9 protein-coding genes are annotated in these 14585 nt (G+C 45.7%); 3 read left to right on the forward strand and 6 right to left on the reverse strand.

Features of this window, described 5'->3' with window-relative positions:
* Positions 1–5 precede the first annotated feature (5 nt).
* The 3 genes from D0C16_RS07120 to D0C16_RS07130 all read right to left on the reverse strand — a co-directional run bounded on the left by D0C16_RS07120 (position 6) and on the right by D0C16_RS07130 (position 4916).
* Positions 6–3128, reverse strand: coding sequence for a TonB-dependent receptor (locus tag D0C16_RS07120; protein WP_151031672.1), 3123 nt, complete (start codon positions 3126–3128; stop codon positions 6–8).
* A 413-nt stretch (positions 3129–3541) separates the two neighbouring features.
* Positions 3542–4231, reverse strand: coding sequence for a uracil-DNA glycosylase (ung, locus tag D0C16_RS07125; protein WP_151031673.1), 690 nt, complete (start codon positions 4229–4231; stop codon positions 3542–3544).
* Between the two features lie 82 nt (positions 4232–4313).
* Positions 4314–4916: a peroxiredoxin gene (locus tag D0C16_RS07130; protein ID WP_151031674.1), complete on the reverse strand. Its 603-nt coding sequence runs from the start codon at positions 4914–4916 to the stop codon at positions 4314–4316.
* Between the two features lie 384 nt (positions 4917–5300).
* Between D0C16_RS07130 and D0C16_RS07135 the strand changes: the two genes are divergently transcribed.
* On the forward strand, positions 5301–5510 hold the full coding sequence (locus tag D0C16_RS07135) for a bacterioferritin-associated ferredoxin (RefSeq protein ID WP_151031675.1): 210 nt from the start codon (positions 5301–5303) through the stop codon (positions 5508–5510).
* A gap of 150 nt (positions 5511–5660) precedes the next feature.
* On the forward strand, positions 5661–6131 hold the full coding sequence (gene bfr, locus D0C16_RS07140; RefSeq protein WP_151031676.1) for a bacterioferritin: 471 nt from the start codon (positions 5661–5663) through the stop codon (positions 6129–6131).
* Positions 6132–6218: 87 nt separating this feature from the next.
* On the opposite strand, the gene D0C16_RS07145 is transcribed toward bfr, so the two are convergent.
* Complete coding sequence (locus D0C16_RS07145) at positions 6219–7079, reverse strand: general secretion pathway protein GspB (protein WP_151031677.1); 861 nt, start codon at positions 7077–7079, stop codon at positions 6219–6221.
* A gap of 3 nt (positions 7080–7082) precedes the next feature.
* Entirely contained in the window at positions 7083–8789 is a 1707-nt protein-coding gene (locus D0C16_RS07150) for an ExeA family protein (RefSeq protein ID WP_151031678.1), read from the reverse strand.
* 268 nt (positions 8790–9057) lie between these two features.
* On the opposite strand from D0C16_RS07150, the gene gcvP reads away from it, so the two are divergent.
* A complete protein-coding gene (gene gcvP, locus D0C16_RS07155) occupies positions 9058–11967 on the forward strand; it encodes an aminomethyl-transferring glycine dehydrogenase (protein WP_151031679.1) in 2910 nt (969 codons plus the stop codon).
* 589 nt (positions 11968–12556) lie between these two features.
* Here the strand turns inward: gcvP and D0C16_RS07160 are convergent.
* Positions 12557–14563, reverse strand: a complete 2007-nt coding sequence (locus D0C16_RS07160; RefSeq protein WP_151031680.1) for an ATP-binding protein — start codon at positions 14561–14563, stop codon at positions 12557–12559.
* Positions 14564–14585: the final 22 nt, after the last annotated feature.

Below are 14585 nucleotides of genomic sequence, written 5' to 3' on the forward strand. Positions count from 1 at the left end.
AACGATTAGAAATTGTAACGCGCTGACAGCGCATAACGAGCTTCCAATATGTCGACGTATCTTACTTGGTTTTGTGTGCGACCATAGGCTTTCTTATCCTCAGCCAACACGTTGGTACCTTCAAACGAGACGGTTAAGTCTTCAGTCACTTTGTAACCCACGTTGAAGTCAACCTGACCATAGTCATCAGTAAACTCAGGCTCACCACCACCAACGTTCGAATTGCTCAAGAACTTATCGCGCCAGTTGTACGCGATACGCGCTTGCCATTGGTCGTTTTCATAGATACCGATCAAGTTTGCCGAATCACTCAAGCCAGTTAACGCAAATTGCGTCGCAGAGCCAGGTTCCGCATAGAGGTCGTAGCTAATGCTGCCGTTAACAACGGTGTAGTTCGCTTGAATACCAAAACCACTATCACCGAAGAAGTGCTGGCCTGCAAATTCCCAACCGTTCAACACAGCGTCTTTCGAGTTGGTAGGCATGGAGGTGATATTGGTAACGCCTGGGTCACCCGCTACAGCTTCAATATCTACACCGTTACTGTACTTCAAGTAACCCGCTTCGGTGTTCGAAGCAACGCCTCCTGCACCACACAATGTTTTATCCGCCCCTGTATTTATGCAACCGGCGGTGTTCATCCTAGCAACCTGCTCGAACAAGTTTCGTTCAGTTACTGGAATACCGGCAGCGTTCAGTGCAGCAGCCGCGGCTAAAGCACGTGGGCCATTACTTGGATCCTGCGTGCCAGCGTAAGTAACTTCAACTTCCTCTCTACCGATGAAGTTAGGTACACGCTTGTCGAAGAAACCAATAGACACATAATCGGTATCGTTGAAGTAATACTCAACCGAGAAGTCGATATTGTTAGATTCAATGGGCTTCAGCTTAACATTACCGTCACTGCTAGTACCAAATGAACCACCAGCTAACAGCGGACCACCTCTTGGCGCATTACCGGCCGCACCCATTTGCAGATCGTTGTAGTTTGCACGAGAAATCGTTTTACTGCTGGATGCACGTGCAATCAGATCATCACTAATATGGAAGGTTAAGTCCAAATTAGGCAGCACATTGGTGTAATCGTATTTGCTAACGGTGTAAGGCAGCGAGCCCGCTGCACCAATAGCCTCATTGTTGAAGTCCCTATCAGCAGTCCAGGTGATTTTTCTTGGAGAAACACGTGAGTAGGACTCTACATCGGTAGTTTCGTAGCGAAGACCGGCAGACACATCCACTTCCATTCCACCCAGGTTACCGGTGAGGTTAGTTTCAACGTAAGCGGCCTGAACATCTTCAACAATCTTACGGTCTGTACTGTCAGTTTTGTTAGCCGCGTAAGGAATTTTATCCGGTGAATCAGCAAACATTGCCTCAGCCACCGCATTGAAGTTGGTCACGCGCACACCGGTAATATTGGATGTTGCTTTGCTGCCGTTGTTGCCCGCTTTGGTGAACAGATCTTTGGCGCCAGCTGACAAGTTAGAGTTATAGCCATCAAAATAATCATTGAAGTTAATTAACTCGAACCAATCAGGGTTAATATCACCCGGAGCCATAACGCTCCAACCGCCTCTCATGGTGGCATTCCCAATGTCGGATTGCTTTTGAATCGATTCGGTTTGCAGTGAGGTCAGACCAAAGTTGATGGAACCCGACTCAGAAAACTCGTACTTACCGGAAACCTTGGCTTCTTCAACATCTTGCCAGGCGCGAGCGTTAACCAACTGGCTAATGGTGGAGCCCACATCACTTTTCTTGATCTCACCGTTTTGCACAACGCTGGCAATCAAAGGCAGATCACCGCTCATATCCAAACCTTGAGCCAACAAGGTGTTTACACCAATACCCAAGGTCACGTTTGAGCCGGGGGCATCATAAGGAGTTGCACTGGATTCAGCCTTGTGAACATCGAGCGCAAAGCTCAATTCATCACTTGCTTGATAGGCCAGGTTAAAACCTACGTCATCCAATTTATTCTCAATTGAGCGTAATGAGTTCTTCAACGCGATATCGCGAGGAGAACCAGTTGGGTTCGCCTGCCACACATACAGCGGGGATTTACTGATTGAGCTGTCATCCCACTGCACAGCGTTCGTCGGCCATGCGCTATCAGAGAACCATAAGGAGTAAATCGAGTGTTGCGATTGAATTTTGGTATTTACACTCAGAACATCCAGTGTGGCGGTAAGGGCTTCAGTTGGACGGAATTGCAAGGTCAACAAGGCGTTATCACGCTCACGTGTTGTATCCGTATGAAAGAAGTTCGCTTCTTGAAGGCGCGTCGCCAAGTCGCCTGTGCCAGGTACGTTAGGCGTCGCCTTGGTTGGTTCGTTAACAACAACAGCACCGGGAGTATAACCACTGTTAAAAATGTCGCCGCCGGCGTAGCGCTGTAACTTATCACCCCAACCACTGTTCGCAAAACCCGAACGACCGCTGTCACGCTCTTGGTGAGCCAGCGACAAGGACGCACCGAACATATCATTTGACCAACTGGCAAAACCAGACAGCTCTGGTGTAACGTCATCGCCAACGTCGTTAGATTCGTCGTACAGCGCCTTTCCACCAATAGAAGCTTTGAAGCCATCGTAATCAAATGGTTTGGCGGTTGTCAGATTTACCGTTGCACCAATGCCGCCGGTAGGAACGCTTGCCTTACCGGTTTTATAAACCTGAACACCATTGACTGATTCAGAAGCAATGTTGCTCATATCAAATGAACGGGTGCTATCAACATCACCACCTTCAATTACTGAAGCTGATGACAATTGACGGCCGTTCAAAGTTACCAGGTTGTAGGCTGGACCGAAACCGCGTGATGTGATCTTGGCGCCTTCGCCGTTGGTACGATCAATCGAAATACCGGTGATACGCTGTAATGATTCAGCCAGGTTTGAATCCGGCATTTTACCGAGGTCTTCTGAAGAAATCGCATCAACAACGCCTGGTGAGTTGCGCTTGACATCCACCGCACGAGTCAACGACGCGCGAATACCAGTCACCATTACTTCTTCTACTGAACCATCTTCTTGAGCGTAAGTCATACCGCTGAAGCTAGCCGCTACAGCTGCAGAAGCAACTGCAGTAGCCAGAATTTTTTTCTTGAAGCTTATAGTTTTGTACATGGAGCTCTCCTTTATTATCGTCAGGAATTATTTTCCGGTACACACATGCCTGAAACCTTGCACCATCGCCCGGTGTTCAAACATTTTCGCCCTCGGAATGAAAGCGAATTCTTTTTTGACTCTCTAGGTTTTATAACGCCTATTTAGAGTTCCTAGCGCTTATTTGTGATTTTTACTCTAGATCACTTTTTTAAACGTAAAAGCAAAAACTAAAAAATTTTTACTTATAAATTAATCAAGCTCATCAATAAGAGACGTAGCTCACGCCCGCCCCCTTTGAATAGCGCACAAAACTACTACTATGTGACAGCGCTGTCAATTATTTGAAAGATGAATAATTTGTAAAGAATGACGCCCAATACATCACAAGACTTATAGTCAAAAAAACAATAAAATCTATATTTTCCAAGTATTTAAGCAAGTTGCCATTGAATTGGTGATTTATTGATCTTCTGGAGATGGCTATTGGCGTGGGAGAAATGCCCACAACCGATAAACCCTCTGTGCGCGGACAATGGAGAAGGATGTGGAGCCTTTAGAACGAGGTGCTTCTGTGGGTTAATAAAAGACGCTTTTTTTTGGGCAAAATTCCCCCACAACAGAAAAACAACACCGCTAGTATGGTCATTAACTAGCTGGATCGCTTTATCCGTGAAAGTCTCCCACCCCATACCTTGGTGTGAGCCGGCCCTCGCCTGTTCAACCGTTAAGGTAGCATTGAGCAACAAAACACCTTGATTCGCCCAACTTTGAAGGCACCCATGCGATGGAATAGAAAAACCTAAATCCCGTTGCAACTCTTTAAACATGTTTTGCAGGGAAGGCGGAGCAGGCACCCCCGGCTGCACAGAAAAGCAAAGACCATGTGCTTGGTTGGGGCCGTGATAAGGATCCTGGCCAAGTATTACCACCTTCACTTGGTCTAAGGGCGTACTATTAAATGCATTAAATATATCTTTAGAAGCTGGGTAGATCACCTTACCCTGTTGCTTTTCTGTTAAAAGAAACGCTTTAAGTTGCTTCATATAAGGCTGCTCAAACTCACTTACGAGATGATTTAACCAACTGGGGTGAAGATCTATTTTTCTAGTAAGGTCTGACATGGAGATTCCCAAATTTATTTCAGCCAATAAAAAACCCGGCACAAGCCGGGCTTTTTACAAGACTGAATTCTAAAAGTAAAACTTAGAGTTTGTCAGCGTGCTCTGACAGATATTTAGCAACACCTTCTGGTGATGCATCCATACCCTTATCACCATCTTTCCAGCCAGCTGGGCATACTTCGCCGTGTTGCTCGTGGAAAATCAACGCATCAACGGTACGAATAGTTTCATCGATGTTGCGACCGATAGGCAAGTCATTAACGATTTGCGAACGAACTACACCAGCTTCGTCGATGATGAAGGTGCCACGGAATGCAACACCATCAGCAGACTCTACATCATAAGCCTTGGCGATTGCGTGAGTGATGTCAGCAACCAGGGTATATTTAACCGGGCCAATACCACCGTCATTTACCGGAGTGTTACGCCATGCGTTGTGAGTAAACTGCGAGTCAATAGACACACCAATCACTTCTACGTTGCGCTTTTTGAACTCTTCTACGCGGTGATCAAACGCCAACAGCTCAGATGGACATACAAAGGTGAAGTCCAACGGATAGAAGAACACCACTGCTTTTTTGCCTTTGGTAGCTGCCGCGAAGTTGTAACCGTCTACAATCTCGCCACTCGCCAATACGGCTGCTGCAGTAAAATCGGGTGCTTTTTTACCTACTAATACGCCCATAACAATGCTCCTGATAATGGATAGGTTGATCGGTGGGATAAATACCTGTGTAAGCGACCATGATCTTATTCAATTTGCATGAACAATTTATGGCCAGTTATTGATTGACCGATATTTATCAATAGTGCGCCGCTATCATACACAGCCGGACAAGGGTGTCATATTGATTTTGTATATAACTCTCACAAAATTGCCGCTATGACTAATCCTTTGACGCATTTATCATTAAACTTCACTTAGGTTATATTAACGAATAAAAGCACATTTCAAACAAGAATTTATGTCATTCATTATTGACATAAATTATCATTCACATTAAATTGATCTGGTGATGTTTTATACGTTACCTACTTATTTCTATCTCTCGTTTCTCGGGTTTTTGCCATGTACGTTTGTGTTTGCAAGGGTATTACTGACCGTCAAATCAAAGCGGCTATCGACAATGGCGCTAGCTCACTGGGTCAACTACGCAAAGCACTGGGTGTCGCCAGCCAATGTGGTAAGTGTTCTGTGATGACTCGTGAAATTCTGGACGAGGCGATGAGTGAAACCCCAATGATTAATGGCCTGCCACAATTCTATGCAGTAGCTTGATAAGCCCCACCAAACAAAAATCGGAATCATTGTTATTCTTAGTATTTTTTCCTTGAGCATCAAACACTTAGAAATCGCTTTTGCTTGACACCTCCCGCTTCCGGAGCCAGACTCTCCCTTTGTTTTTATTCCCTTAATAAGGAGAGCGCCATGAAAGGTGATCCACAAGTTATCGCCGTATTAAATAAAGTATTAGGAAATGAGCTGGTAGCAATTAACCAATACTTCCTTCATTCACGCATGTATAAAGACTGGGGCCTAAAAGAACTGGCCGACCACGAGTACCATGAATCCATTGATGAAATGAAACATGCCGATGCACTCGTCGAGCGCATTTTGTTTTTGGAGGGATTACCCAACCTGCAAGACTTGGGCAAGTTGCAAATCGGCGAAGACACCAAGGAAATGTTGGAGTGCGATTTAAAACTGGAACTCAAAGCCATTCCAGACCTGCGCGATGGAATTTTGATTTGCGAAAGTGTGCGTGACTTTATCAGCCGCGACTTATTGAAAAAAATACTTGAGTCCGAAGAAGAACACGTAGACTGGCTGGAAACTCAATTGTCTTTGATTGATAAAGTAGGCATTCAAAATTATTTGCAATCCAAAATGGAAGGTTAATTCACTTACATTTTATATTGCACAATAAACAAAGGAGCCGACGGCTCCTTTGTTTTTTCGCGGTTCACTTTTTAAGATAAACTGAAATTACATATTGATCCAGCCGTTGAGCGCTCGCAGCTTAAAAACAACATTTCCGCGTTTAAGTACCACACCATCTTCAAATATTTCCTGCACGACCAGTTGGCTCGATGCGGCAATATTTCCCACTCCCAAGGTTTGCCCATTTATAACAACCGTACTCACGCCACCCGCTAAAAAATTATGGCGCTGATAACTAATTGTTGGAATTTGTTGCTTGGTGTTCCACGGCAATTCATTAAAATCCTGCACATTTGTGAGGCTGGCAAAAGTGCGCGCCGGTGGTGCTTCGGCCGCTTCACGCATACTGGTGGTGTCAGTAATCAAAGAGGGTTGGGCAGCGACAGCGGGCTGTGCAAATGGATCCTCAATTGATTCAGACCCCGCAGGTTCTTCCGCCGCATAAAGTTGATTCACTTGTGGATCTGCCGATGCGGGTTTTGTTTCGGGAGCAGCATAAAGCTGTTCTACCACCGCAGTCGGCTTAGGTGCGATCACTGATTCTGGAGATCTGACTTCCGCGAGTGACGGTGATTTCGGGTCACTAAGCGTATTGCTTTCTACGTTTACCGTCTCTGCTTGCTGCGAAGATTTCACGGCGCCATTTGCGGATATCGACTCAACCGATACAACCGCTGTCGGCATTTTATTCACCTGGATCGTTTTGGGTTTGGCAATAAACCAATAGACACAGGCGACCAATGCAACAACCGAAAGAGAAATCGCAATATATAACTTCTGCTTATTTTCCGGTTTATCGGCCAGCACCATCGCTGGTGCAGGGTGCATGGTATTTAAACCGGGCACAGTATCCTGATTTTTGCGCTCGTTATCGGCGCGATTCAAGGCATCCAAAATGAGTGACATAAACTACAGCCCTTTTGCCCCGATTTGTTGTTGAAGTTTTTGTTCATCCAATTCTGCCAGTGGCTTATCCATCCCCAAGGCCTCATTCAAACGTCGCAGGGTTTGTTCATTAAAAACGCCATCCGGAAGAATGCCATTATTGGCTTGAAATAATTCAATTCGCTTTTGCAAGCGATCCGTAAAAAACTGTCGCGTTAATGGCGCAGGTTGTTGATCCAGCTTGGCGAATTGCTCTGCAACCCAGGTTACCAAGTCACTGCGATCCCCCAACTGCAAACTGCCTTCAAACCCTGCTGGACGAGACCAGACATACAAAAAATCACCATTCCATTGCACTACCAATTCGCTCCAGGGAATCACTTTTTCTGCACCATCGACCAAAAACAAAGCATGATTTTCGCTAAGTCCAATCAACAAGGCATAAACCCATTTTTTATCCGGCGTGGCGAGTGTCATAACGCCGGGGCGATTTAATTCCTTTAATTCATCCCAGGAGTTCAACTTGGCTTTAGCGCATTCATACGTAGATTTATTTAGCGATGTACAAGGCGCTTGTTTATCAATTGCATTCAGGCCGGCAAACTTAAATAACGCCAATTGAGCAGCAACCTGGTCGCGGGTTGCCACATTGGTGAGCAAATTTTCTACGGGAGCCGCAATAGCGGACGAAGAGGAAGTAGCAACACTGGATACAAATCGGCGCGCATCAATCACACTGCCCGATGCCACCAAACTGGCATCCACCGATGAGTGCTGTGTATTGCTGGAAGTAGCATTTGCTGGCACCTGATCAGGAACCAAAAACCATACACCCGCCATCACCAAAGCAACAACACCAACAAACACCGCATGCCAGGATGTACGCGAAGCGGCGGCTTCTTTTACCTCCTGCTGTGTTGCCGTACCCGCCACTTCCTTTACCGCAGCAGCAAAAATTTGTTTATCCACTTGATGGCGATTTTGCGCATACGCCCCCAACAACAAACGCTCACAAATCACATTTATCAAACGCGGGATACCGCCGCTAAACTCGTGAATTTTTTTGATGATTGCATCACTGAAAGGCAATTGATGCTCTGGCATCCCCGCCACTTTTAAGCGGTGATAAATATAAGCTTTGCTCTCCACCAGATTTAACGCTTCCAGATGAAACCGCGCCGTAATGCGTTGCGATAATTGGCGCAGCGCTGGGCGAGCCAATAGCTTCTTTAATTCCGGCTGCCCCACCAGCATGATTTGCAGTAATTTTTCGGTTGTTGTTTCTAAATTAGTCAGCAGGCGAATTTGCTCCAGCACAGGCACTTTTAGCAACTGCGCTTCATCAATCAATAAAACGGTTTTACGCCCTTTGCGATGGTTATCCAGCAGAAATTGGTTGAGCGCATCCGTCAACACCTTTACCGTCAACTCATCCGCAATGTACTCCACTCCCAGCTCATCGCAAATAGTCGAGAGCAGCTCGGGTGCGCTGGCCATGGGGTTCAGGATAATGGCGATATCCGTATTGCCAGGTAACTGCTCCAACAAGCAGCGAATGATGGTGGTCTTACCGGTACCCACCTCACCTGTAAGCATTACAAATCCGCCGTTTTGAATTCCATACAGCAGGTGCGCCAACGCCTCCCGATGCTGGTCACTCATAAAGAGGTAGCGTGGGTTTACGGCAATGGAAAAGGCAGGCTCTTTTAGCCCAAAAAATTCGTGATACATAAATGCTTACAGGTCTTTGAAATACTTATTGTCATAGCGCGCTGAATAGCTAATCGCAGTGCGCTGCCGAATCATAACAGGCCTGAGAGTCCACCGTTACCTTCTTGTTCCCTTTCATGGCGAGCGACCGTCCAAACCGGTCAAATACCCCCATGTTGATTGCCCGAAAAGCGCCAAATTGGTACCATTGCCGCCTTTTTACACAGGCGACCTCCCGCCCCCGCTATCCTGCCGGTTTCGATTATTTTCCAATCTATAGAGAGTCTCTATGTCAGTTGATTTTCGCTCAGCTCCCCTTTCTTCATTGGCTTATCACGACGAGTTTGTGCAACGCCATATCGGGCCAGATGCCCAGCAAACTGCCACTATGCTGGCAACACTGGGCGTTAGCTCAGTCAAGGAGCTGATTGATAAAACCGTACCCGAAGGTATCCGCCTGAAAGGCGAGCTGAACCTGGGGACCGCCATCACTGAAACCGAAGCGCTGGCCCAGCTCAAAGCAATCGCCAGCAAGAACAAGATTTTCAAAAACTACATAGGTATGGGTTACCACGACACCCATGTTCCCCATGTAGTACTGCGCAACGTATTGGAAAATCCGGGCTGGTACACAGCGTATACGCCTTACCAACCAGAGATTGCTCAAGGCCGTTTGGAAGCACTGCTGAACTACCAGCAAATGATCATCGACCTCACCGGTATGGAAATGGCGAACGCCTCGGTATTGGATGAAGGCACAGCGGCGGCCGAAGCCATGGCCATGTGTAAACGCCAAAACAAGAAGAGCAAATCCGATGTGTTCTTTGTGGATGCCGATACTCACCCGCAAACCATCGCCGTAGTAAAAACCCGCGCCGAGCATTTCGGCTTTGAGGTAGACGTTGCCCCCATTGACCAATTGGCCAATGGCGATTACTTCGGTGCCCTGCTCTCCTACCCGGGTTCAAGCGGCCAGATTCGCGATCTCACCGCCATCATCGAAACCGCACACAGCAAGAATGCGCTGGTGACTGTAGCCACTGACCTTATGGCCCTGCTGGTGTTGAAATCGCCCGGCGCTATGGGTGCCGATGTAGTCGTCGGCACCAGCCAACGCTTTGGTGTACCGCTTGGTTTCGGCGGCCCGCACGCCGGCTTCTTCGCCTTCCGCGATGCTTACAAGCGCTCCGCACCAGGCCGTATTATTGGTGTTTCTATTGATGCGCGCGGTAAACAAGCGCTGCGTATGGCGATGCAAACGCGCGAGCAACATATCCGCCGCGAAAAAGCCAACTCCAACATTTGTACCTCGCAAGTATTGCTTGCGGTGATGAGTGTGTTCTACGCCATTTATCACGGCCCGGACGGTTTAAAACGTATCGCCAACCGTGTGCACCGTTTAACAACCATCGCCGCTGCGGCACTGAAAGCCAAAGGTTTTGGCATCAGCAACGCCAACTTCTTTGACACTATTACTGTCAATGTGGGCGATAACCAAAAAGCCATCAATCAAGCTGCACTCGCCGCCGAAATTAACCTGCGCCTCGTTGGTAATGACTCGCTCGGCATCAGCATCAACGAAACCACTGCCGCCGCAGATTTGGAAAATTTACTCGCCGTGTTCGGCGTAACCGGCGTAGAACTTTCGTCACTGGATGCGCAAATTCGCGATGGCAAAAACATCACCGCCAACAATGCCATCCCGGCGGATTTGTTGCGCACTGATGCAGTACTGACTCACCCGGTATTCAATACTTATCACAGCGAAACCGAAATGTTGCGCTACCTGAAGCGTTTGGAGTCAAAAGATATCGCGCTTAACAATGCGATGATTCCACTCGGCTCCTGCACCATGAAGTTGAACGCTACTGCTGAAATGATTCCAGTCACCTGGCCGGAATTTGGCAAGCTGCATCCGTTTGCACCGATTGATCAAGCGCAAGGCTACAAAGAATTATTTGAAGAGCTGCAAGAAATGCTCAAAGCCTGTACCGGTTACGATGCCATCAGCTTGCAACCTAACGCCGGTTCACAAGGTGAATACGCAGGTCTTGTTGCGATAAAAAAATATTTTGAAAGCAAAGGCGAAACCCAGCGCGATATTTGTTTAATTCCCGCGTCTGCACACGGCACCAACCCTGCCTCTGCGCAAATGGTCAGTTACAAAGTGGTAGTCGTTGCCTGCGACAATAAAGGCAACGTCGACTTGACCGATCTCGCTGAAAAAATTGCAACCTACGGCAATCAAATCGCGTGCATCATGTGTACCTATCCTTCCACTCACGGCGTGTTTGAAGAAGGCATTACCCAACTGTGCGATATGGTCCACGCAGTAGGCGCACAGGTATATATCGACGGCGCCAACATGAACGCACTGGTGGGCGTTGCAGCTCCCGGTAAATTCGGTGGTGATGTATCGCACTTGAACCTGCACAAAACTTTCTGTATTCCACACGGCGGTGGCGGCCCAGGCATGGGGCCAATCGGCGTTGGCAAACACTTGGAACCTTTCTTGGCAGCTCACCCGGTACAGCCCGTACCCGGTACCGATGTAAATAACGGCACCATTTCCGCTGCACCTTGGGGTTCTGCGAGCATCCTGCCAATCAGCTGGATGTACATCAAAATGATGGGCGCTGTCGGCATGCGTCAAGCTACTGAATTTGCGATGTTGAACGCAAACTATGTCGCGAAGAAATTAGAAGCGGCCTACCCGATTCTGTACAAAGGCACCAATGGTTTTGTTGCGCACGAATGTCTGCTGGATTTGCGCCCACTGAAAGAAGCCAGCGGCATCAGTGAAGAAGATATCGCCAAGCGTTTGATGGATTTTGGTTTCCACGCACCGACAATGTCATTCCCGGTTGCCGGCACTTTGATGATTGAACCCACCGAATCCGAATCAAAAATCGAATTGGATAAATTCATCGAAGCTATGCTGATTATCCGTAAAGAAATCGATCAAGTGATCAACGGTGAAATCTCCGCAGAAGCTAGCGCACTGCACAACGCACCGCACACCCAAGATGACGTACTGGAAGAAAACTGGACTCGCGCCTACTCACGCGAAGTTGCAGGCCGCCCAGCTAGCTGGTTGAAAAACCACAAGGTATGGCCTTCAGTAAATCGTATCGATAACGTTTATGGGGACCGCAATTTAGTGTGTAGCTGCCCAAGCATTGAAAATTATGTAGAGTAATTTTAATTTTGATTGTAATCGGACATTTAAAATTTAGACAAATACATTAAAAAATAGACAAACCCCGGCGCAAAGCTGGGGTTTTCTGTTTTTGGGCCATTAAAAAACCGACAACTTGTACAACCGAGTACAGTTAAGCCCCAATGTCGGTGTAACCACCCACTAAAATCTAAGCAAATACTCAAAACCAGAGAAACACCGGCCTAAGACTGGGGTTTGCCTGTTTGAATGACATTAAAAACCCGAACCACCTCAATACCTTACCTATCTCCCAAAAATCTATAACCAGATTGAAACGTCCTAAGTAGGTTCCAGCAGCCCCTTGCTGTTGATTTGTGCCTGAATTTGGCCCACATTTGCGTTTAAGACTGACCCGGAATAATACGTATAAGGCACTATCCTAAATGGGGTTTTCAATGTTCTACCTGAGTCAACATTCGGCACAAAAGTGGGTAAGTTTTTGAGCGCAAATCAACAGCATATAAACTTGCAGCCCATACAATTCGCTTTATCAGAATCATCTATCACATCAATCGTCACATAAAATCATAAATTTTATAAATTGTTAGCTACAAAAAGAGATATTCATTTAGCTAATCCCCAGGTGATGGAAGAAAATTCTGTTGCGCATTTCAGCATCGCGCAGAACTTTGTCCCAGCTAATGACCTCCATATAGAGGTTTATATTATCGTGCCATCGGAACCAGCCGAGCCGATCTGGCATTGGCTTATAGTCCTTTTCAAACTCGAGCCAATTTTCAACTTTTTGGGTAAGGTCACATACAACATAGCCATAGAAGGGTGTGTTTTGCGCTATATGAATTTTTCTTCCCTCAGGTGTTTTGAATTTCCCTTCTCTAACTTGATTTACATATCGGACAATTTGTTGAACAGGATCTTCGGTAGAAGATGGATTTACAAAATCGTCTCTTTGTGGCTTTTTGAATTCAAAAATTGTTACTGGATTGCTTGCTTCATTATCGCCTCTAAATAAGATTCTTCTGTCATAGGCTAAAAGATCGGGCCTATCGGTATTTCCTTCATTTAACGGCCGATCAGACGATACATAATTAGTAAAGTTAAGTCTTTCATCAATTATCCACAAATTATGTTCATTGAATGCAATATTATCAGTATCTTTTCTTCGAGGAAAAATAATGTCATGAACTGCACCCTCGGAAAAATATTTTCCTTCTGGATCAAGCTCCAAATTTTTTCCGAATAGGTCCAAGACCTTTCGTCTTAGCGCAATGTAATGAATAAGGTCATTTTTGCTGGTGTCCGAAATTTCGCTTACAAGTTGATTAACATTCAGCTTTAAATCTTCAATTGTCCCCTCTGCGAGAAGATGTTTTACTTTCCGGTTAATCTCGATTTCAACTCGATGCTTTTCCTCTTGAAGCTTTAGCTCAATTTCTTCTTTTGATGGATTATATGACATTGAAGAAAGATCAATATTTTTGAGAACCTGCCTATGCCACGGGGCCTCGTTATCAACGTATTCCTGAACTCTCTCTCTTTTTCTTACTTGCCTAGTATCTATCTCATCTCCAATCGCCTCCCTTGATATCTCTGCTGCAACCTTTTCTATATCTGACTGAGAGACGCCGTGCATAAGATCATTATCCTTGTGAAATTCAAATCCGCCACGTTCTAGCGAAACATTATCATCAAGATAATCTCCATAGACATATGCCTTAAGAACATAATTTCTATCCTTGTCGTCTTCTCCATTCAAGTCCTTATCCAAAAATTCTTCGATAAATTCAGGAATATATGTGTGAATAGCCGTATCTGTGACTTCTCGCCTATGCGCAACAAGACTAATTTTGCTTCGTTGATTCTTTGGCGAATAGAATTTAAAAAGCCGGATGAGGAAGGTGTGGTCCTTACCTAATCCATTAATTACGAAGTTGGTGTTTTTAAGCGGAATTTCTTTAATGGACGCAGAAAGTTGATTGTTAATAAAATCGTTCAATACGATCAAACCTGTTCCATCCTTTTCCGCTATAGAAATTTTCGGGCAATGATATGAATCGTCAATAAAATATGGCAGAAGCCTCTCAACTAGAGACTTGGCAATGGTTGTTAGTTTTTTATCTAGAAATTTTCCATCCTTTACGTTTTCCAATTTAATAGTCGTAAAAGTAACTAGTTCTTTGGTGGGGGCTATTTGCTCGTCGACAATAATGTCGTTTCCTTTTCCCATTTTAAATGTTCGCTGTTTAAATCCTTCCTCGCATTCAAAAACACTTTTAACTTTTAGGTTTTCAAAATATTTTAAGCACGTGAACCTCCCGAAGCCTTTTCCTCCTTGGGAAAGTTTGTAGTCTGAATAAAGCGTATCAAAAGAGTCTCTATTTTCCTGAGTAAAACCAACACCATTGTCTTTAATCAAAAAACTCTCAACCGAACGGATGCCTCTTTCAATATCATCCTGAGCTGATCGCTCTATGATGATCTCTATGGAGCCATTGTCTAAAGCTTTGGCTTCAATGGCCTGAATCGCATTTACAATAACTTCAACAATAGGAGTATAAACAGTGGTCACAGACCGAATATTTTCGACAGCTCTTTTAATATTAACGTTGCTCATATTTCGCCCTTTTCCTTCTGTG

The sequence above is a fragment of the Cellvibrio sp. KY-GH-1 genome (assembly GCF_008806975.1).
Lineage (GTDB): Bacteria > Pseudomonadota > Gammaproteobacteria > Pseudomonadales > Cellvibrionaceae > Cellvibrio.

Coding starts and splice junctions, on each gene's coding strand:
- D0C16_RS07120 (WP_151031672.1), bottom strand. CDS start 3,128: ATGTACAAAACTATAAGCTTCAAGAAAAAAATTCTGGCTACTGCAGTT.
- ung (WP_151031673.1), bottom strand. CDS start 4,231: ATGTCAGACCTTACTAGAAAAATAGATCTTCACCCCAGTTGGTTAAAT.
- D0C16_RS07130 (WP_151031674.1), bottom strand. CDS start 4,916: ATGGGCGTATTAGTAGGTAAAAAAGCACCCGATTTTACTGCAGCAGCC.
- D0C16_RS07135 (WP_151031675.1), top strand. CDS start 5,301: ATGTACGTTTGTGTTTGCAAGGGTATTACTGACCGTCAAATCAAAGCG.
- bfr (WP_151031676.1), top strand. CDS start 5,661: ATGAAAGGTGATCCACAAGTTATCGCCGTATTAAATAAAGTATTAGGA.
- D0C16_RS07145 (WP_151031677.1), bottom strand. CDS start 7,079: ATGTCACTCATTTTGGATGCCTTGAATCGCGCCGATAACGAGCGCAAA.
- D0C16_RS07150 (WP_151031678.1), bottom strand. CDS start 8,789: ATGTATCACGAATTTTTTGGGCTAAAAGAGCCTGCCTTTTCCATTGCC.
- gcvP (WP_151031679.1), top strand. CDS start 9,058: ATGTCAGTTGATTTTCGCTCAGCTCCCCTTTCTTCATTGGCTTATCAC.
- D0C16_RS07160 (WP_151031680.1), bottom strand. CDS start 14,563: ATGAGCAACGTTAATATTAAAAGAGCTGTCGAAAATATTCGGTCTGTG.